This is a genomic window from Fibrobacter sp., from assembly GCF_045131395.1.
GTDB lineage: Bacteria > Fibrobacterota > Fibrobacteria > Fibrobacterales > Fibrobacteraceae > Fibrobacter.
Genome location: NZ_JBGUQY010000024.1, coordinates 292902 through 312878 on the forward strand (window position 1 = coordinate 292902; position 19977 = coordinate 312878).

The following is a 19977-nucleotide window of genomic DNA, read 5'->3' on the forward strand; positions in this document are numbered from 1 at the left end:
ATTACTTAACCACTCCCACGCGGTAGAGCTTTTGCTTGGTCTTGCCGCTTTCGAATTTCACCTTGAGTCGCGCCGTATAGACATCGGAACCCAAGTGTTTCAAGTCAAGCTGTTCGAACTGGTTGCGACCTTGCTTGACATCGCTCAACTTCGCCTTGAATACGCAAAGGCCGGTAATGTCATAGAGTTCAAGGGTGGCGTTTTTCGCGGCCGCACCGATTTCAAAGCGGGCCTTCGCATTGCCGCCACGCACCGGGTTGGGGAACATGAAGAATTCCGAGATTTCGTCCTTCGGTTCCACCTTCTTCACGTCGCCCAGCTTAGAGGCGTCAAAATAGCCCGTACGCTCGTTACCGCCGGCCGGCAAGGTCCACGCGGCAACAGAAGACGCCGCATCAGCAGAAGCGCTACGCAAGCGGTAGGCCGACAGGCTATTGCGATGCAGAGCATAAAGTTCCGGGCCGGCGGACTTCTTGTCCGAAACGGCATTCGCCACAAAGATGCTCATTGGCTGAATCACGCTCGTAGAATCCATGTCTTCGTAGCTGCCCGCCGCAATCGGGAACCCGTCCGTCACCTGTTTGCCCTTGCCGGTAAATGCGAACACCAGTCCATTGCTCGTCGGCACCAGAATTTCAGGCACATCGTCGCCCGTCACGTCAACAATCACAGGATCGCTGAAGAAACCAAAGACTGGCGTACCGCGGGAAATTTTCACCGGGAAACCGGCAATGGGGAGACCGGAACGGTCCAGTGCATACACCAGGTTGTCGCCAAGGAATACAATTTCTGGATAGCCATCACCGTTAATATCACCAATGGCAATGCCGGAAGTTTCGTCCTTCAGCCCGCTAGTGCCACCGGCGCCACGCTTGTAGCTTTTTTCCCAATTCACGTTGTTCTTTTCTCTTGTTGCACTTGAAGCAACAATAGATCCGCGACTTCCGAGCGCAATCACTTCTTCCTTGCCATCACGATTCAAATCGGTACAGGCGATACGGTAGGTTTCTCCTTTACGGTCACCCAACTTCACTTCGACACCATGTAAATAAGCGGAGCCGTCCAAGGCCGAATAGTAAGCAATAGCCGGCTTGCCATCGGCAGTGCCACAGTATGCCATATCGGTTATATCTGTACGGTAAACACTAGCGCCTTCAGCCCGTTGGGCGGTCGCCTTGCCCTCTTTTATATTGTAGATAAAGGGGGCTTTGGTTGTCGTATAATAAATATTCCCATCAACAATCATCGGCCCTGCTAATGCAGGATCAATGCTAATCGATTCTTGCGTCGGAAGTCCACCCACAAAGCTAGTCTTCACGAGGGCATTCTTATGCAGGCTATACACGTCCTTGCCATCGCTTGCCATGCCTACCAGCGGGCCATAACTTGCGCCCACGCGGTATAGCGGGACTTCCTTTTCGGCATTGTTACGGGTCAACGTAATCTGCTTGATTACCGTATCTGCCGGGAACAGGGTATCGCCCATGGCATTGAACACCTGCAGCGTTCCGTCCATGGCGCCCACCACTAAGAGCTTTTCGCCTTCCTTTTCAGGATTGTCCACGAACACGGCGCCACGCACAGCCGAGGCAAGGCCCACATTGCGCGGGAACTGGGAGCCGTCAATGCTTCCGTCATCGATACTGATGGTCACGCTAATCTTCTGCGCCCCAAAATTCACCACGCTATCGCCCATAAAGGCATTAGCCGTCTTTTCGATACGGGCCTTTTTCGGTACATTCACCTTGACCTTGATACCGGTGTAACCGCCCTGGGTTGTCTTGGTATTGGCATAACCCGTCGACCCGATGGTTGTCACCGTATCAAACGTCAGCTTGGAATCCTTCGCAGGCTTGCGCAAGTGGGGCAACAAGTCCGTGCCGGAGCCGTAATCGTAAGTATCTTCGCCCAAGGCGTTCTTGAAGGTCTTGCCGATACTCAAAATTCCATCGGCTTCCACCATGGCGATGCCGAACTGGTGGTCACGCAGGGTATCGCCACCCCAGAAATTCGCAACGCCATACTCCAGGGTCTGACGCAAATACCAGTCATTCACGCGCCACACCACAATGCCGCTGGCGGGAATACCCGCATCGAAGCTGCTCACGTCAACAATGATGCCCTTCGCCTTTTTCTTGTTGACTGTACACTTTTTCTCACAGTTCACGCTGTCCTGGAAAACCAGGTGCAAGCTGTCTACAGGCACCGTCGTGACTGTGGTATCGAGGCTTTCATCGTCATCGCTCAACGACACGCTCACCTCGCCATCCTTATTCCAGCTGCGCTGGCGGTTTTCAATCAGCAGGTATTCGCTTGCACTCAGGGGCACCTTCACGATTTCTACATCGCCACCGGTTCCCGCCGCCGAAATTTCAACTGTCACGGGTTTGCCAGCCACGGGGCGGACTTCCTTCATGTTGCTCCAGCCCATGTAGGCACGTTCCCATGCAGCAGGCATTGCAGGCAAGAATCCGTTGCCCGCATTGTAGCCCGCAAAGTCCATCACGTCATAATAACCCAGGCGGCTAATTCCCTTCACCACGTCAAAAGTACTCGGGAGCCCAAGTTCACGGGCCACCTGGTTCACCAGAATTCCGTTCACGCCCCAGTTCAGCCCATCCTGCGAAGCGGTTTCGCTGGTGACCATAATTGAACGCAGCGTATCTATGGCAGCACCTTCCAGCACTAGGCCTTCTACCACCGTGGAATCCTTGCCCACCTTGCGAGAGGCCAATCCATCGAGGGTATCCGGCAGGTAGTTCCAATATGCCTTCTCGATGTAGGCATCCATAAAGTCGCCCGGCGTATCGGCACCGCGAGTTCCCATGCTACCGCCATCAACCAGGCGGCTTGCCCCCGCATGAATAATCATGTAGGCGCGCTTGGTATTCGGATTTTTCGACAGAGGTTCACTAAAAGGAGATTCGCCCGACTCATGGACAGTCGTCACGGCATCATAAATAAACTGCAGGTAGTCACGGCTGCGGGCCTCGTCGAATTCCGCAGTCTTTTCGCCTTTCATTTTGCTTGTACGGTTATAATCGATAATCTGCTTTTTCAGCTTGTAGGCACTGGAGGACTTCGGGAAAATGTGGGCGTCAATCACCACATTCCCGTTACTCGCCTTGTTAAAGTAGGCGTTCACAAAGTCAAAATGCTTTTTCCAGTAAGACACGCTGTTGCGCATGCCCGAAGGGTCCAACTTGTAGTCACCCTTCTTGCTCTGGTCCGAATCAAAACGTCCCGTTCCCGTAGTCAAGCTGTTGTCAGGGGATTCTTCGGCAAACTGCACGCGAATCGCATACACCTGGAGCGTATCCGCAGCAAACAACGGTGCACAAGAGAATAGCCCAAAAACCAATGCAAAAATCTTAGCATTCAAATTCATAACCATAATTTACAAAAAGTAGAACTTACAAGATAGAGGCCAGAAGCCCGAAAAGGGCAGGATATACTCATTATTTAATATATTTGTTGCGGGTTATGAGAAATTGTTTTCCTAGGATTATTTTTATGCAAAATAGCTTGAACAAGCTTGTTCTTGCGCTTACCACCTTATTGGCAACAAGCGTTCTTACAAGCTGCTCCGACGACGAGCAGGACTTTTACACCCTGAAGGTGGGGCACCCTAGCGACATCAGCGAAGCCACCTTCAAGGACCTGAAATGCAGCAATTCCCTTGAAGGGGAATATGTCTACATCATCGAGACCGAACAGATCTACGAATGCGACAACAAGGAATGGGTTGAGCTGTTTGTATCGTCATCTTCCGAAAAATCTTCGAGCAGTTCCTATTCAGACGATGACGAAGAAAGTTCCTCTAGCGAAGAACCAGATATCATCGCCATACCTTCGAGCAGCTCCTACGAAATCGAAGAAGAGAGTTCTTCGAGCGAAGAAGAAATCGAGGAAAGTTCCTCCAGCGAAGAAGATGCAGAAGAGAGTTCTTCCAGTGAAGAAGATGTGGAAGAAAGCTCTTCCAGCGAAGAAGTCGCTTCAAGCAGTTCCTTCAACTTTATTACGAAAGTAAAACCTTGTCGCAATACCGAAATCGACACCTGCCAATACGGGGTCCTTGAAGACGAACGCGACGGGCAAAAATACAAGACCATCGTCATTGGCGAACAGACCTGGATGGCACAGAACTTGAACTACGACATAGAAGACAACCGTAGGCAATCCTGTTACAAAGACGAGCCCGATTTCTGCGTACGCTTTGGGAAACTTTATTCCTGGCCTGGCGTCATGGATTACGACAAGAACCGCTGCCAAGACGCGGCAAGCTGCTCATTGGCAAGCAATCAAGGAATATGCCCTGACGGGTGGCATGTCCCCACCCAAAGTGAATGGGACACCCTTTGGAGCAATGTGGGATTCACTTCCGAAAATCTAGAGAAAGGTGACGAATACGGCCGCGCAGCCGTACGCGGGTTAATATCCGACACCTCTTATATTACGTGGGACCGTTCCGGCGAAAGCGATTTCTTTGGTTTTTCTGCAACACGTCATGGTTACAAAACCGACGTAGGCGACTATGTATGGATGGATAATATTGTTGCCGCTTATTGGACTTCAACAGAAGTATATGGTTATGGCTCCAAAGCTTATGTAGCAGGCACATTTTTAATAACGAACGTCTTTAATGATTACGCCAAGGTCGGTCAATTCGCCGTCCGTTGCATAAAGAACCCTGAGGAGAATAAAGATGAATAAGTATAAAGCAACATTTGCATTTTTCCTGTTGGTTCTTTGCGCCTGTAGCGATGACGACATCAACATACACCTTACCGAGATTCAATCGGCCAAGGAGCTACAAGTCATCACCTGTAGTAGCGGCAACAGGGGCGATTACGTATACGTCAAAGACGAAGACATCGAATATGAATGCGATGGCTACGAATGGGTTGCACAAGAAGAGCCATCTTCTGACAGCAAGGGCAAATCTTCTAGCGACAACAAGTCCAAGGAATCATCTTCGTCCGAAGGCTCGTCTTCCGATTCCGACGAGTATTCATCTTCAAGCGAAGCCAGGTCTTCCAGCAGTTATTACTATTACGAAAAAAGTTCCAGTTCATCATCTAGACCTACTCGCGACGACTTCTTGAATCCGAAAGTCTCCTATGGGGAATTCACCGACAGCCGCGACGGACAAACCTACAAGACCGTCGTCATCGGTCACCAGAAGTGGATGGCGCAGAACCTAAATTATGAAACGGATTCTTCCTATTGCCACTATTGTGAAGATGTGGGCCGCTGTTACTCCTGGCACGATGCCTTGACCGCCTGCCCTGCGGGTTATCATCTGCCCGACTCAGCCGAGTTCAAGGAACTACTAGAAATGTCCATGGGAAAGGAATACGCAAAGTACTATCTGCTTTCATACGCAGAATGGGGCTACAGCGACCAATACGGGTTCTCGCTACCGACTGCTTACACCTATCGTGAAGGGAAATTTGACGGAGCATCTACCTACGGCGTAGAACTGTGGGGAAGCGACTCAAGCACATACAACGATGAGACGACAGGACTCACGCTCTATATCAGCAAGGACTCTGATTATGGATCAAGAATCAGCCAGGTATGGACAAGGTACGCATTCCCCGTCCGTTGCATCAATGACACCTTACAGCCATACGGTTATCTAGGCGAATACGGCGAGCTCATCGACGAGCGAGACGGAACCATTTATAAGACTGTCGAAATCGGAAATCAGACCTGGATGGCCGAAAATTTAAGATATAAATTGAACGAAGGATGGTCTGATGCGGACCCCGAAATAGGTTATAGATACGACTACTGGTACCAGGCAATCGACACTCTCGAAAATGTCTGCGCAGTCGGTTATGTTTGCGGACTTGCACCCGACGCATTCCCAAGACAAGGGCTTTGCCCCAAAGGGTGGCACCTTCCCGTCAAAGACGAATTCGACACTTTGGTCAATTATGTCCTAGAAAATTACGACATCAAAAAAGACCTGAGAAGCATCATGGATTGGCCCTATCGTCATTACGGATCAAATATTCTCGGTTTTGAAGCGCATCCTGTTTACTCTGGAAATTACGGAAGCGAAAAACGCAACAATTTTGTCACCTATTGGAGCGCTTCCGAAAAGGACGATGAAAACGCATGGGGTTTGGACATTTCATCAGACACGGTAAAAGTCGTGCCTTGTTATAAAAAAAGTAGCCATAGCATGTCCATTCGTTGCCTAATGGATAAGTAACACAAAGGCTCGCTAAATTTTACTGCGGAATGTCGTAGGGGGACTTGTAAACATGTTCCCCTATTTCGTCTTTAACACAACGGATAACTTCAAAGGCTTCCATTCTGACCCAGGCATTTTCATTGAACGCCATCGACGTTTCGTTATACATCGCATTCGACAAATTTAGAGATCCCGCATAAAAATCGTCGTATGTATCGCTTCGCCACATGGCAGTGGTATGGTTAGAATCATTTTTCGCGACACGTCCATTAGACTCCAACCTTGGAACAGTTAGAAATTTCATGTTCATACAATCCTTTCCTTTGAAAGAATTATTCGTAAACAAGCTCCAGTTTTTGCCAACGTAGCAGGCTTTTACACTGTTTTTGACGCTAGAAATATTATTGGAGTGATAATAATCGTCTACCATTCCATGGATTGCATCGGACAACTCCAAAAAATTTCTGTAGGTCGGCAAATGCCAGCCATTCGGGCAAATTCCTTGGATGGGAGCCTTGATTTTGAGCGGGTTATTGTTCCATTCCTTTTCAGACACATTTGCAGCCGTGTACCAATTGTATTGCGGTCCCTGTTTAACAGCATAGGTTCCATATTCCACCTCAGGAATGCCCTTAGTGAACATCAGGTTTTCCTGCATCCAGATATGGTCTCCGATTCCAACCGTTTTGTATTCCCTTCCGTCGCGGTCATCCACCATTGTTCCCGTATACTGGTCTTCAAGAAACCACGAAGTTCCATGACACGCAAACGAGGAATACTTCTTTTGCACCACAACATTCTGGTGGAAATCATCACATACAATGCCATCAAAGAACGTCAACACAGTTGAATTGGATTCTTCAAATGAATAGTAAGTCTTAAAAGAACCTTTTCTGCACACATAAAATTTCCGATAGGGGTTCAAGGAATCTTTAAGGTCATAAAAGTCATGGGTTCCCCAAGCAGTATCGGCATCCGAGGAACAAAGCTTTCCAAACGTGTCATACTCCACCAGGTCCGAAGGCATCCACCCATCTGCCATGCACCGGTAGTAATAGGTCTTGTCATTATAAGGGAGAACTGCAAAACTGTCAATTGTCGATTCGTCGCACGTTTCTTCAACATGGCGGCAATACCAATCATCCGCACAAACAAAGGCCGACGAGCTGGACAAAACAACAGCAGAAGAGGATAAGGCTACAGACTCTTCGGAGCTTGACGAATCTTCATCCGTATCGGAAGTTGCTTTTCCAGAAGAAGACCCGTCCTTCGAAGATTGCGACGAACTGGATTTTCCACCGGACTTTTCCGAAGAACTGTACGATTCGTTTTCGTCATCGTCAGAGTCACCTATATGCGGCTCATCGTATTCCTCGTAGATTTCCCATTTTTTCAAGTCACAAATATAGGCAGTATGATCTTCCCTAACATAGACGATATCGCCGTTATTTTTTTCGGCGCATTTTTTCAAGTCGTCATGATTGTCTACAATTTCAGAAACAGCAGAACTCGGATAATAAACGGTCTTTTCATCGCCACAGGAGTTCAACAGAATGAGCGTACCCAAGGCGGCAAATGTTTTCAACACTATTTTCATTTATTCCTCCCCAGCCAAGCTTTGTCGGCGAGCAATTTCTTCGGGATCATCCTTGACACACCTCACCGGAATCGCCGTATTTCGACTTATTGAATTTAATTGCAGGTCTCGGTAGTAATATTCAATATAATACGCCGGACTCGAAGATTGAGTAAACCCGGTCTCACTTACAAAATAAAGATAACCCTTCGGGTATCCAGCAAATTCATTTGACCAATAGCGTTCGCCATTGCTCTTGACAGTTTGATATCCTCCTCCCAGAAAATTAAACCCAAAGCTATGGGCGATCAAAGTTGCACCCGCCGCATTCATTCCGCCGAACAGTTCAATCAGTTCCGCCACTTCAATGGAATCGGGCAAATGCCAGCCTGCGGGGCACACACCACGGTAGGGATAGCTATACAATTCCGGGCAGCCGGCTTCACCACTGCATTCTTCGGGTCGAATATTCATCATGGCATACCATGTGTAATACCTTCCATATTTTTCGCAATACAACGTGTCGTTATAGGCAAAACAAGCATCTGCGGTATCACCAAGATCAGGAATATCGTAATTCAAGTTTTCAGCAAGCCATGTCCGGCCTTCAATTTCTATGGTTCTATACAAGTATCCATCGCGTTCATCAACATATTCACCATAAGAAAAATTCTCATTCATCTCACGCCAACAAGCCCGAACCGAACTGGAAGACTCTTCCTCCTCAGAAGACGAGCTATATTCGACATCCTCTTCCGAAGAACTTGAGCGAATCTTTACCTCACTTTCTTCAGAACTGGAGGACTCATCTTCGTCATCGGAGCTTTCGATGTCATCATCGGAATCAGAGGATTCGTCATCGAAATCGTCGCTACTGGAAGTCAGTCTGCTCGAAGACGAGCGGATTTCTTCAATTTCGTTCCATGATTTTCCATCCCAGGAATAGAAGCAGTCCTCGTTGCGGACAAAGATTCGCGTTCCACTGGAAAAACCGGAGGCATCCAGGTTGGACAAATCCTTGTAAGATTCCACCATGACGGGATCGGCGTCATATTCTATGTATGTGGTGTCATCAGAGCACGACAGAAGCAGCGTCATCAACGCGCCAAGAAACAATATCTTCTTCATTTGTCCTCCTCAACGTTCTTATTCCCCGACTCGCTTAAAGCTCTTGGGAATATTCAAGCGCCAAGTTCCCGAACTGAAAGACTTGTTGCGGGCAATTTTTTTAATGCGTATTTCAAGAAATTTTGCACCGTCCAGTTCAAATTCAATCCTGGACGGAGTTTCTACGCCTTCAAATTCCTTGAAGTCGTAATAGCGAATGACCTCGGTCTTGCCGCCGCGACCCGCGCGCGAAAGCCAAGAAACATGGTCGCCATCCTTCACAAAATGGAAAGGGCGTCCCATTTTTTCACGGGCATAGACAGCGCCATCCACCTTCGTCGAATCTTCGGGCGGCGCCACTTCTTCATAGCCTTCAGGCAACAGGCGGCCATCAAAGATGTCTGCCACCTGGTGGATATGTACCATCGGGAGCGCATCGCTGTTCAAGAGGCCTACCATGTAGCCCACACCCTTCATATAAAGCTTTTCTGTCGGGAAGGTCATCTGCCAGCCCTCTTCTTGCCACAAGAGAGATGCCACGCCGATTCCCAGCGGGCCCGTAAGTTCCATGCGGTAACGCTTGCCCGGCACCGAGAAGATGACGGCATCAAACTCCTGCGCCTTCAGCTCCTGTGTAGCAGAATCCTGCTGCAATATCGTAAGCACAAATTTGGCCCGCAGGCTGTCCCGGGGAGCTTCTTTTTCAACAGTAGTATCAGCAGAAACCGGCTCTACGACGGGCTTTTTGCCGGCACAGCCATACAGCCCCGCGACCACTGCTATAAACAGAAAAAATTTTACGATGTTATTCACCTAATCCCTAGATCCTTCGACTTCACTTCGTTACGCTCAGGATAACACTCGTCTTTGTTCCGCCATCGGCCTACTAAGTTCTGCCTACTTCTTATTGAAGAATTTCTTCACGGCAGGGTGATGCGGTTGCAACTTTTTCAACTTCTTGTATGCGGCCTTCGCTTCGGCCTTCATACCCAGAGCATCCTGAATTGCCGCCATGTGTTCCCAGTAAACATAGTCGTCATCAAAGTGGGGGCTCTTGATAAGCTTCATTACCGTGAGGGCTTCGTTATAAAGTCCCTTGCGGTAAAAGCCCCAGGCTCTCGAATCCAAATAGGCTTCCGAGGGCTGACCGTTCTTTTCCATCAAGAGGGCCTGATCCACCAAGGCAATACCCTTGTCCAGTTCTGCCGGGCTGCGGTTCAAGTCAATCAGCGTATATCCGTAATAATTCAGGACTTCGGCGCGGTCGATGGGAGCCTTCTTGTCGCCCAAAATCTTCTCGAACAGGGCGAAAGCCTCTTCATAGCGTTCCATGCGTTCCAGGTTCATGGCCATCAAGACGCGAACACCCATATCTGCAGTATCCCTTGCGGCCAGGTCCTTGTAGAATCCGTCGGCACGTTCACGCAACGCCGCCGCCTTCTTAATCCTTGCAGAATCCGCAATGTCCTTCTGCCAGGTTTCCTGGGCTTCCACGCACAGGATTCGGGCGTACACGCTACGGAACTGGCGCCTGTTGCGTTCGACATCGCCCTTCATTCGCTGGATGGAGGCGGAATCGGCAATGCCTTCCATGGGGGTCCACTTGTCCCACACCGCGATTACCGAATCAAGCATCTTGTAGGCCTTGCTGTAAAGGCCCGCCGTACCGTAAGTCAAGGCGAGAGCGGCCTTGTCGCTACCCAGGGCTACGGAGTCGGCCTTTTCGGCATAGCGTACGGCATCTTTATTCTTCTTTTCTTTAAAGGCGATAGCCGAAAGGGCGTGGTAGGCGTTGGTCGCATAGACCCGCTGGTCCACCAGCTGTTCTGCAGCAATCTTCAAGTGAACCTTCGCACTGTCCAAATCGCCGAACATGTGTTCGTAATGACCCAAGAAATTGGCAAGCATGGGAGTGCGCACCTGATCGGTGTAATACTTCTTCTTGAGCATGGCGTAAGCGGAATCGCGGCTCTTTTCGGCAAGGGCGCTCATCAGGAGCACGATTATGGATTCGTCTTCCGGAGTCGATTCCGTAAGGGTGTCTACCACAGCGTTCACTTCTTTCAAACGCTGCTGGAACACAAGCCCCTGCACCATCTGCAAAAGCATCTTCTTGTCGCCGGTCGCCTCGTGGCCCTTCGCAAAAAGTTCCACCACCGCCGAATCCTTGCCCTGGTCCAGAAGCAGCTTGAGCTGGCGCTGGAAAAGCGTGGGCATGTAGTTCACCTGGGGCAAGAGCAAGTCATAGACACGGGTCAGTTCCTTGCCATCCTGAACGGCTTCCAGGAACAGGCTGTAATCATACAACAGCGTCATGTCCTGGTAACGGGAAGTATCCAGGGCGGCATTGAAATACTTGCGGGCTGAATCGGCTCGGCCATCCTTCACGTACAAGTGGGCAAGCATGCCCAACTGGGAGGCTGTCGGCCGTCCCTTCAGGGACTGGGCGCGCCGGGCCTGAATCAGGGCCAGGGAATCTGCGCCCTGAGCCATCATGATTTCGGCAAGCTTAAAAGCCAGGTATCGGCTATTGGGATCCGATTCCGCAGCATGTTGCCAGAACACGTTGGCCAAGGACCTTTCTCCGCGCAGTTCCATTTCTTGGGCACGGATAAAGGATTCATGGGCAGCATCGATATTCTGGGAAAGCGCCATATCACCAGACGCGTTCTTGATAGAGTCCAGCTTTGCATTCACCGCCATGGCAATAGCGGCAGAATCCGCCGCCGTCAGGGCTTCGCCCTTCTTAGAGGACGAGGCACATGCCGAGAGCGAAAGCGACATCGTTACAAGAGTCGCCGCCATTGCAAGTGAAACAAACAAAACCTTCATGTACATCCTAGTCCGCAATCACGAAATCAATCTTGGTATCGGGCGGCAAGTAATCACCATGTCTAGGAGTGGTTTCAATCACGGTGCCGGGAGCACGACCTTCGCTATCTTTCTTACGCTTGATCTTGCCGACCCTGAAACCGAGCTTTTCAATTTTTGCGTATACGTTGTCGATCTGTTCGCCGGCAAAATCAGGGAGCAAGGTGTTACCCGTCGTCACGCCGGCAGAAATCACTACCTTCACGGTATCGCCAACGCGAACCTTCTGGCCTGCAAAAGGAATAGTGCGAATCACGACGCCGCGGGGAATGCTCTGGTGAGCGCCCTTCACGATGGCACCCTGCACAAGGCCTGCACGGCTCAAAGAAATGGCAGCCTGTTTCTGGCTCTTGCCGCGAAGATCGGGAATTTCCACTTCGCGAAGTCCCAGGCTCTTGGTAAGCTTCACCGTACGGCCAAGCTTTGCGGTACGGCCGGCAGCGGGCATCTGCACCAACACCAGGCCTTCCGGGATCTGGGCATTGTAACGGCCTTCGGCAAGCCATTCGTACTTAAAGCCCGCTTCGTCCAAAGCCTTTTCGGCGGCTTCCTGCGTCATGCCTTCCAAATTCGGGACTTCGCCCGTAGAGGCAAAATGGCCCGAGAAAATCGGCATCACCAGCTTGTCTACCGCAAAAGCGAGTATAATCAAAAGGACGACCCAAATACCAATCGCCTTTACAACCGGCGCCGCCTTGAGCCAAGCCAAAACTTTGTTCGCAATATTCTTTACTTTATCCATAGTAGGCAAAACTACCCTTTAGTAGCTTTCTCTTGCAAAGCGGTTTCGTCAAAGATGACGATATCCTTGCCGGTCATGGCAATTGCATTTGCCTTCACCAGCAAAGAACAGATGCGGCTCACGGTTTCGCGGGTCGTACCCGACATGTCCGCCAACTGCTGCTGGGTGGGGCGGTTGTGAATCACCGTCACCATCTGGCCGTTGTCGGTATGAATGCGCATGCCGCGTTCTTCCATCAGGTTCAGGAGAGTGCCCGCAACGCGGCCGCTCACCGACATGGTGGAAAGGGAACCGATCTGCTTATTGGCCTTGCGGAGTCGCTTGCTCATTTCGGAAAGGAGCGACATGGCAATTTCCGGAGTCTGACGAATAAGGGTCAAGAAGGGTTCCCGGTGGATAATCATCAACTGGGCGTCGGTCACGGTGCGCACCGAGGCAGACCTCGGTTCGCCGTCGATGAGCGACATTTCACCGAAGAAGTCACCGCGTTCCAAGAAACTGAGGATCGTCTCGCGACCATCGACGCCGGTCATGTAGACCTGCACCGTACCCGAAGCGATCAGGTACAGAGCCTTCAGCGAACAGTCACCTTCAAGAACCACGGTTTCGTCGCGGTTGAAGTCCTGGACAACAACCAGATTGGCGAGCAAGCCAAGCTGCTCTTCAGTCAGTTCAGAAAAAAGGTCAACGCCTTTCAAAAGACCACATACATTGCTGTCCATTTCTTCTTTCTCCTTCAGTTAGATTCTTAGTCCAGATCCACGATAATGCTCTGGTCGCGCTTGGCACCGATAGAGATCATGCCGATCTTCACGCCCACCAGTTCCGCCATGCGGTTCAGGTACTTGCGAGCATTTTCCGGCAATTCTTCCAGCTTACGGCACTTGGTGGTATCGCACTTCCAGCCCGGCATTTCTTCGTAGACCGGCACGCAGCGGCCGACCTTGGAAAGCTGGTTCGGGAAGTTTTCGATCTTTTCGCCATCGCATTCGTAGTGAGTGCAAATCTTGATGGTATCGAAGGTGTCCAGCACGTCCAGCTTGGTGATAGCCAAGTGAGTGAGGCCGTTCACCACGGCAGCCTTGCGGACCACCGGAGCGTCGAACCAACCGCAGCGGCGGTTACGACCAGTGGTTGCACCGTATTCGTTACCAATCTTACGGAGCGTATCGCCCGTTTCGTCCAAAAGTTCAGTCGGGAAGGGACCGTTACCCACGCGGGTCGTGTAAGCCTTCACCACGCCAACCACCTGGTCAATGGCCGTGGGGCCAATGCCTGCACCGCAGCTAGCATAGCCGGCAACGGTATTGCTGGAGGTCACGAAGGGGTAAGTACCCTGGTCCACGTCGAGGATAGTGCCCTGGGCACCTTCGAACACCAGGCGCTTGCCAGCCTTCACGGCTTCATAGAGCATGGCGCTCACGTCGCGCACGAACGGCTTGATCTTCTGGCCCAGTTCGAGATAGTCCTTGATGACCTTTTCCGGGTCGATTTCGGGCACATCGTACATCACCTTGAATTCTTCATTGTGAACCTTGGCCATGGCTTCGACACGGGGGCGCAGTTCGCGTTCGTCCATGAGGTCGCCCACGCGGACACCGATACGGTTCACCTTGTCGCTATAGCAGGGGCCAATGCCACGACCCGTGGTACCGATAGCAGCCTTGCCAGCCTTCTTTTCTTTTGCCTTGTCGAGGGTAGAGTGGTACGGGAGCACCACATGTGCGTTGTCGGCAATGAACAGGCGACCTTCCGGGTTGATACCCTTGGTGTGGAGGTCAGCAATTTCATCCAGCGTCTGGATCGGGTCCAGCACCACGCCGTTACCGATCACGCAAATTTTGTCTTCGTGCATGATGCCCGAGGGAATCAAGTGGAACACGAACTTCTTGTCGCCCACTTCTACGGTATGGCCGGCATTTGCGCCGCCCTGGAAACGCACGATGTAGTCTGCGTCCAGAGTCAGAAAATCAACAACCTTGGCCTTGCCTTCGTCACCCCACTGGGAACCGATTACAACACGATTTGCCATATATCCTTCGTTTTTTTAAACTAGTTAAACACGAAAATAAGCTACCCAGGGGATTTCCCTGAGCCCTTTTTCGCCATAAAGATAGTAAAGAGCGGCAAGCCGCGAACAGCGAAATCAAAGGAAGACCGCCCAAACAAGCCGAAAAAAGGGAGCCGAGGCATAAATTTCGCAAAACAACACCGTTTATACGCCCCTTTCGGCAAAATACAAACAAATTAACATCATTTTCCGGCCATTTTTTGCCAAGGGGCCGTCCACCCTAATCCTCGCATTCGGATACCGCTTTTTCGGAGCAGACGATATCGGCAAGCAATGAATTCTCCGTCCTCCGCATACATTCCTCATATATGGAACTCTGACACGGGTCAGAATGCGAATAGCCGCACGAGCACAAAAACACCATGGCTAGCACGGCGCAATTCAGGATCAATAAAGTCAGCCAGGTTTTCACAATTCTTAAAATAGAAAAAGAACGCCCAAGCAAAAGTCGTTCTTTTTTCAAATGATTTCTGCGCGACACTCGCGCCCCGAAGTTCACTAAGGAACTTCAACGCTGTCGAGAATTTTCTGCACAACGGTTTCGGCGGAGACTTCTTCCGCTTCGGCCTCGTAGCTGAGGATGATGCGGTGGCGAAGCACTTCCATGGCAACAGCCTTCACGTCTTCCGGAGTCACGTAGGCGCGGCCCTGAATGAATGCATGAGCCTTTGCCGCCTGGGCAAGACCGATAGAAGCACGGGGCGAAGCACCGACTTCCACGAAGCCGACCAAGTCGCTGCGCTTGATGCTACCCGGATCACGAGTAGCGAGCACCAGGTTCACGATGTATTCGCGGACGCGTTCATCCACATACACCTGCTTCACCAGCTGACGGGCAGCGAGGATATCTTCCTTCGTGGCAACAGCCTGCGGCTGACGGAGGCCAGCACCGGCAACGGCGTCGAGAATCTTCATTTCGTCGGCCTTGTTCGGGTAGCTGACCTTCACCTTCAAAAGGAAACGGTCCACCTGAGCTTCCGGCAGCGGGTAAGTACCTTCCTGCTCGATCGGGTTCTGGGTAGCAAGCACCAGGAACGGTTCGTCCAGCTTGAACGTTTCGTCACCGATAGTAATGTGGCGTTCCTGCATGGCTTCAAGCAAAGCACTCTGCACCTTCGACGGAGCACGGTTAATTTCATCGGCGAGCACCAGGTTCGTAAAGAGCGGACCCTTGCGGGTTTCAAACTTTGCTTCCTTGGCGTTATAAATCGTGGTACCCAGCAAGTCGGCCGGGAGCAAATCGGGCGTGAACTGAATGCGCTTAAAGTCCAGCGACACGGCATCGGCAAAAGCCTTCACCGCCGTCGTCTTGGCAAGGCCCGGCAAGCCTTCCAGCAGCACGTGACCGTCGGCCAGAATACCCGTCAGAATGCTTTCGACCAGAGCCTTCTGGCCAATCACCGTTCCTTCCACTTCGCGCAACAAATTCATGCAGAATGCGCTCTGTTCACGCACCTTTTCCGAAAGTTCCTGAATATCCATAATTTAAGCCTCTTTTTGTTTTTTACGATGATTAAGATACAAAATTCCCCAGGAAAAGGCAAATTACTTCTTTTTCGGCGGAGAATTCCACGCAATATTTGCCAGCAGGTAGTATCTATAATTCGATTCATCCAATTCTTTTCCGACACGGAATTCTAGCGACACCGTATTACTGTACATAGCATAAAGCCCGGCACCCACTTCGGAATACATATTCACATACGAGTCATTAGAATGACCTTCCGTCGTTTCTTCTATGGGGAACATATTGTTAGAAATATACTCGCTAACACCGATTTTAAATTTCTCGTTTATCGGGAGCTGCTCCACAAGCGTAGCACCTACCGGATAATGAGTGTCACCATCTTCATCTGTCACTAGCCAGCCTAACCAACCAAACAGCCCCAAATAATCCGTCCGTGCACCAAGCACTACACGCGGGGCCACATTTTCGAAATTCATACCGAACACGAAATAGGAATACTTGGAATACGTAAACCACTCAATATTCCAATTATTTTCGTCCATTTCAAAAGATCTTTCCTCTTGGTAACCCACCATATCCGAACTATAAAGGTCACCAGCCCTCAACATCATGCCAATACCACGATTATCCCCTTCCATGGTATTCATCATCTGGGCTGCCGAAGGCGCATATTGCCTCGAACATCCGACAAGGAACATCACAGCCATCAAAAGGGCTACTCTAACCCCAAAATTCTTCATTTCAAATCCTCCACCTAATTTCCTCAAATATAACAATTTAAAAGGGGGAAGCCTCTCCCTACTTTTTCTTCGGAGCGGGGACTTCCGGGAGCATGGCATCCAGAAGTTTTGCGAGGAAGGAACTGTCTTCGATCTGTTCGGCGGTAATGCGGAGCATGGGCTTTGCGCCGTCATAAGGCAGCTGCTTTTTAGCACCGGGGAGCATTGCAAGCGCCGCGGGCACAGGCTTTACCAACAGGCGGTCATCGTAAATTCCGCCGAAGACTTTTCCGTCGGCATACAGGATGTACTCGCCCATCATCTTGCGGGTGGTCACGCGCAGTTCACCCTTGAACTGAGCCACGACATAATCTCTAAACTTCTGTGAACTTGGCATACTTCCAATATAACAATTAATTTGTATATTAAGTTCATGCTCAACTATTTATTTCTTTTTCTTGCAATTGTCGCAGAAGCGGGCGGAACGACCCTCCTCAAAATGTCGGAACAGTTCACAAAACTCGTCCCGTCCATCTTTTCAATACTCTGCTACTTGGCATCGCTTTACCTATTGAGCCTTTGCCTGCGCGGCATCCCCATCAGCATCGCGTACGCCACCTGGTCAGCACTCGGGATTGCCCTCATAACGATAAGCGGCATCGTCTTTTTCAAGCAGATGCCGGATCTCGGAGCCATCATCGGGCTCATCTTGATTATTTCTGGTGTGGCGGTCCTGAACCTTTTCTCGAAGATGGATATCCACTAAGACTACAGTTGCTTTTCCATATACACGCACTGGAACGTGTGATGATGGGCCTTACCGTTTTCATCAAAGCGGAAGCCCATTTTTTCATAGAAGCCTTCAAAGCCGACACGGCTAGAGATACAGACCTTCTTGAAACCAGCCTCGCGCATCCATTTTTCGGCTTCAGCGACAACAGACTGTCCCAAATGCTGCCCGCGGTATTCCGGCAGCACCACGACGCGCCCGACTTCTGCAGTTTCGCCATCGACACCGAACCAGCGACACGTAGCCACCGGGTAAATATCGTCTAGCGCCAAAATGTAGTTGCAACCAGGGCCATCTTTTTCGTCGACTTCGGCATCGAGCGGAATCTGGTACTTGCGCATCATCGCCTGTATACGTACGTAATAGGCACCCGCCCGTTCCGATTCCCTTGTAACGCGAATAATTTTCATTTATCAACTAACCTTTTAAAACCTTCGCAACCTACAGTTGAATTCCCGTATCGCGGGTGGTGACCGTCTCGCAAGCCGCCTTGAACGTTTCGGGGGTGGCAATGATGGTGAGCGACTGTTTTTTTGTGCGGGTGATTCCCGTGTAGAGGATTTGCCGATTCAAAAGCGGGTGCCCCTTGCGCGTAGGCAAGAACATCATGATATTCGGGTAGCCGGACCCCTGCGACTTGTGAATGGTAATCGCGAAAGCAGTTTCAACAGAATCGCTTGGCAAAAGCGAAATCGGGTAGAATACGAAATTACCCTTGCGCTTAATCATCAGCATCGGACGCGTATCACAATTCACGACGACACCGGAATCCCCGTTGTACAAGTCAAAATAGGATTGGTTCTTTGTCAGAATCATGAGCTGGCCATCGAACGGTTCATTTTCTCTTCGGCCAAGAGCCTTAACAACCATCTTGTTCAGATTTTCAACACCGCGTAAGCCACGACGTTCTGCCGAAAGAATGCGCGCGGCATCAGCCAATTGCCATAAAGATTCACAATTGGCAATATTCTCTGGTGTTTGATCCGGACGTATCTTTTTTGCCTGTTCCATTAAGCCGGTATTGGGGCTCTTGTAGAATCTCTTGACCCAAGAAGAGAGCAATCCTTGCAATTCGGCATCTTCTTCGGCACGCGTCAATGGCTTTGAGCCGTCACCCAAACGCAGTAGATTTATTTCGTCGGGCATTGTAGGATTCCATAGTTGCATTTCACAGCTCCATGGTTTCCATTCCAAATTAAATTGGAGATCTCCTTCGCCAAGCTTTTTCTGGATGAATCGCGAAAGGCGTCCGATATTTGAATTATTGTCGAATCGATTCGATTCCACAAGTTCGACAATGCTGTTCTTGTCTAGACCGAGAATTTCCCCAAGCACAGCGCCAGCTTCAACAGATGGCAACTGATCCCTATCACCAAGAATATAAAGCCTAAAATTTTTCTTAGGTAAAGCTTGCATGAAAGACGCAAAAAGGGAAAGGTCTATCATGCTCGCCTCGTCAATAATGAAAATTGATTTTTCAGCAAAAGGCGTTTTCTCGCTATACCTAAAGCTATTCGTTTGCGGATTGTAACTCAGGAGCCTGTGCAATGTTGAATAGTTATCGACATTTTTTAGACGTAACACTACGGGGTCTTTTTGAGCATCGTTAGCGAGCATTTCAAAGTTTTCGCCAATGCTTTCTCGCAGACGGTCAGCAGCCTTCCCACTCGGGGCCGCAAAATGAATGTCCCAGCCAATCATTTCACGATGAGTCTTCAACAGATTCCAGAGCAAGAAGAACATGACGGTCGTCTTGCCAGTTCCGGGGCCGCCTGTTATGATCAGGTTTTGGTTTTCGCCTTTGAGAATCGCTTCGGCTTGGGCGTCCCTTAATTCAAACTTGGCTCCAGACTTGATGATAGACGAAATATTTTTTTTGCATTTATCAATTGTTTTAGATGCCGGAACGCCGCCATTGAATACGCAGTGATTGTCATCGTTCTTGAAGCAGGCTTCAATTATCTTTTTGGCGTCAAAATACTTTTCGGTGAACAAGAAAGGCTCGTTTTCTCCGTTCTTCGAAAGGGATTCGATAACCAAAGGGGCTTCAACGTTTTTTATGAGCTCTTTACATCCCGTTTCGATAACAGGCATGAAATCTTCGGCAGCAAGAAAATCGTTTGGGGCACTTTCGACATCTTGGTCTTGCGAGGCCAGCAAGACGAGCCCATCCCACTTTGTTTTCCACTTAACCAGCAGACTTTTGGGATTTAACGAAATGCAGGTATTGCCATCGTTTGTCAACGAGAAGAAAATATGCAGGACTTTTTGCGCGCTGGTGGAATATCCCTTTTTGCCCTGATGCAAATCAACAAGGAGTTGTACCAGTTTTTCGTTTAACGGGGAGGCACCACGCATATCGCAGAGTAGACTAAAAAAGTCTTTTGCCGAACCATTCAGTTTTTCAAGCATTTCTTCTTTAGTCATT

General features: G+C 50.0%; 15 protein-coding genes and 2 pseudogenes. 4 read left to right on the plus strand and 13 right to left on the minus strand.

Translation table 11 applies throughout. The features are described from left to right. Position 1: 1 nt before the first annotated feature. Positions 2-3388, minus strand: coding sequence for a hypothetical protein (locus ACJMNB_RS07810; protein WP_405340982.1), 3387 nt, complete (start codon positions 3386-3388; stop codon positions 2-4). Between the two features lie 125 nt (positions 3389-3513). Here ACJMNB_RS07810 and ACJMNB_RS07815 point away from each other — a divergent pair, with 125 nt between their 5' ends. The 3 genes and pseudogenes from ACJMNB_RS07815 to ACJMNB_RS07825 form a co-directional block, all read left to right on the plus strand. Further along, the gene (locus ACJMNB_RS07815; RefSeq protein WP_405340985.1) at positions 3514-4713 is read left to right on the plus strand and encodes an FISUMP domain-containing protein; all 1200 of its coding nucleotides are present in this window, start codon (positions 3514-3516) and stop codon (positions 4711-4713) included. Beyond that, a pseudogene (locus ACJMNB_RS07820) lies at positions 4706-5560 on the plus strand (FISUMP domain-containing protein); the annotation flags it as partial. The gene ACJMNB_RS07815 and the pseudogene ACJMNB_RS07820, both read left to right, overlap by 8 nt. A gap of 108 nt (positions 5561-5668) precedes the next feature. Beyond that, positions 5669-6223, plus strand: a pseudogene (locus ACJMNB_RS07825) (FISUMP domain-containing protein); the annotation flags it as partial. A 19-nt stretch (positions 6224-6242) separates the two neighbouring features. Here the strand turns inward: ACJMNB_RS07825 and ACJMNB_RS07830 are convergent. The 10 genes from ACJMNB_RS07830 to ACJMNB_RS07875 form a co-directional block, all read right to left on the minus strand. Then, positions 6243-7802 carry an FISUMP domain-containing protein gene (locus ACJMNB_RS07830; RefSeq protein WP_405340988.1) on the minus strand — a complete coding sequence of 520 codons (1560 nt, stop codon included), beginning with the start codon at positions 7800-7802 and terminating at the stop codon, positions 6243-6245. After that, positions 7803-8909: an FISUMP domain-containing protein gene (locus tag ACJMNB_RS07835; RefSeq protein WP_405340991.1), complete on the minus strand. Its 1107-nt coding sequence runs from the start codon at positions 8907-8909 to the stop codon at positions 7803-7805. It abuts the gene before it with no gap. Positions 8910-8927: 18 nt separating this feature from the next. Beyond that, positions 8928-9701 (minus strand): hypothetical protein, encoded by a 774-nt coding sequence (locus ACJMNB_RS07840; protein WP_405340994.1) that lies wholly within the window; start codon positions 9699-9701, stop codon positions 8928-8930. 84 nt (positions 9702-9785) lie between these two features. After that, positions 9786-11720, minus strand: coding sequence for a tetratricopeptide repeat protein (locus ACJMNB_RS07845; RefSeq protein WP_405340997.1), 1935 nt, complete (start codon positions 11718-11720; stop codon positions 9786-9788). A gap of 7 nt (positions 11721-11727) precedes the next feature. Continuing rightward, complete coding sequence (locus ACJMNB_RS07850) at positions 11728-12501, minus strand: PASTA domain-containing protein (RefSeq protein ID WP_405341000.1); 774 nt, start codon at positions 12499-12501, stop codon at positions 11728-11730. A gap of 11 nt (positions 12502-12512) precedes the next feature. Beyond that, positions 12513-13223, minus strand: coding sequence for a Crp/Fnr family transcriptional regulator (locus tag ACJMNB_RS07855; protein ID WP_405341003.1), 711 nt, complete (start codon positions 13221-13223; stop codon positions 12513-12515). 26 nt (positions 13224-13249) lie between these two features. Beyond that, a complete protein-coding gene (locus ACJMNB_RS07860) occupies positions 13250-14533 on the minus strand; it encodes an adenylosuccinate synthase (protein ID WP_405341006.1) in 1284 nt (427 codons plus the stop codon). A 537-nt stretch (positions 14534-15070) separates the two neighbouring features. Beyond that, on the minus strand, positions 15071-16054 hold the full coding sequence (locus tag ACJMNB_RS07865) for an AAA family ATPase (protein WP_405341009.1): 984 nt from the start codon (positions 16052-16054) through the stop codon (positions 15071-15073). Positions 16055-16117: 63 nt separating this feature from the next. Beyond that, positions 16118-16780 (minus strand): hypothetical protein, encoded by a 663-nt coding sequence (locus ACJMNB_RS07870; protein WP_405341012.1) that lies wholly within the window; start codon positions 16778-16780, stop codon positions 16118-16120. A gap of 58 nt (positions 16781-16838) precedes the next feature. Then, positions 16839-17156 (minus strand): TfoX/Sxy family protein, encoded by a 318-nt coding sequence (locus ACJMNB_RS07875; protein ID WP_405341015.1) that lies wholly within the window; start codon positions 17154-17156, stop codon positions 16839-16841. 36 nt (positions 17157-17192) lie between these two features. On the opposite strand from ACJMNB_RS07875, the gene ACJMNB_RS07880 reads away from it, so the two are divergent. Continuing rightward, positions 17193-17525, plus strand: a complete 333-nt coding sequence (locus ACJMNB_RS07880) for a DMT family transporter (RefSeq protein WP_405341018.1) — start codon at positions 17193-17195, stop codon at positions 17523-17525. A gap of 2 nt (positions 17526-17527) precedes the next feature. Here ACJMNB_RS07880 and ACJMNB_RS07885 read toward each other — a convergent pair whose 3' ends face one another. Continuing rightward, positions 17528-17959 carry a GNAT family N-acetyltransferase gene (locus tag ACJMNB_RS07885; protein ID WP_405341021.1) on the minus strand — a complete coding sequence of 144 codons (432 nt, stop codon included), beginning with the start codon at positions 17957-17959 and terminating at the stop codon, positions 17528-17530. Between the two features lie 31 nt (positions 17960-17990). After that, complete coding sequence (locus ACJMNB_RS07890) at positions 17991-19976, minus strand: ATP-dependent RecD-like DNA helicase (protein WP_405341024.1); 1986 nt, start codon at positions 19974-19976, stop codon at positions 17991-17993. Between the last annotated feature and the right edge of the window lies 1 nt (position 19977).

Bases quoted from the DNA above. Each gene is read 5' to 3' on its own strand.
- ACJMNB_RS07810 (WP_405340982.1), bottom strand. From the start codon at position 3,388: ATGAATTTGAATGCTAAGATTTTTGCATTGGTTTTTGGGCTATTCTCT.
- ACJMNB_RS07815 (WP_405340985.1), top strand. From the start codon at position 3,514: ATGCAAAATAGCTTGAACAAGCTTGTTCTTGCGCTTACCACCTTATTG.
- ACJMNB_RS07830 (WP_405340988.1), bottom strand. From the start codon at position 7,802: ATGAAAATAGTGTTGAAAACATTTGCCGCCTTGGGTACGCTCATTCTG.
- ACJMNB_RS07835 (WP_405340991.1), bottom strand. From the start codon at position 8,909: ATGAAGAAGATATTGTTTCTTGGCGCGTTGATGACGCTGCTTCTGTCG.
- ACJMNB_RS07845 (WP_405340997.1), bottom strand. From the start codon at position 11,720: ATGAAGGTTTTGTTTGTTTCACTTGCAATGGCGGCGACTCTTGTAACG.
- ACJMNB_RS07850 (WP_405341000.1), bottom strand. From the start codon at position 12,501: ATGGATAAAGTAAAGAATATTGCGAACAAAGTTTTGGCTTGGCTCAAG.
- ACJMNB_RS07855 (WP_405341003.1), bottom strand. From the start codon at position 13,223: ATGGACAGCAATGTATGTGGTCTTTTGAAAGGCGTTGACCTTTTTTCT.
- ACJMNB_RS07860 (WP_405341006.1), bottom strand. From the start codon at position 14,533: ATGGCAAATCGTGTTGTAATCGGTTCCCAGTGGGGTGACGAAGGCAAG.
- ACJMNB_RS07865 (WP_405341009.1), bottom strand. From the start codon at position 16,054: ATGGATATTCAGGAACTTTCGGAAAAGGTGCGTGAACAGAGCGCATTC.
- ACJMNB_RS07870 (WP_405341012.1), bottom strand. From the start codon at position 16,780: ATGAAGAATTTTGGGGTTAGAGTAGCCCTTTTGATGGCTGTGATGTTC.
- ACJMNB_RS07875 (WP_405341015.1), bottom strand. From the start codon at position 17,156: ATGCCAAGTTCACAGAAGTTTAGAGATTATGTCGTGGCTCAGTTCAAG.
- ACJMNB_RS07880 (WP_405341018.1), top strand. From the start codon at position 17,193: ATGCTCAACTATTTATTTCTTTTTCTTGCAATTGTCGCAGAAGCGGGC.
- ACJMNB_RS07885 (WP_405341021.1), bottom strand. From the start codon at position 17,959: ATGAAAATTATTCGCGTTACAAGGGAATCGGAACGGGCGGGTGCCTAT.
- ACJMNB_RS07890 (WP_405341024.1), bottom strand. From the start codon at position 19,976: ATGACTAAAGAAGAAATGCTTGAAAAACTGAATGGTTCGGCAAAAGAC.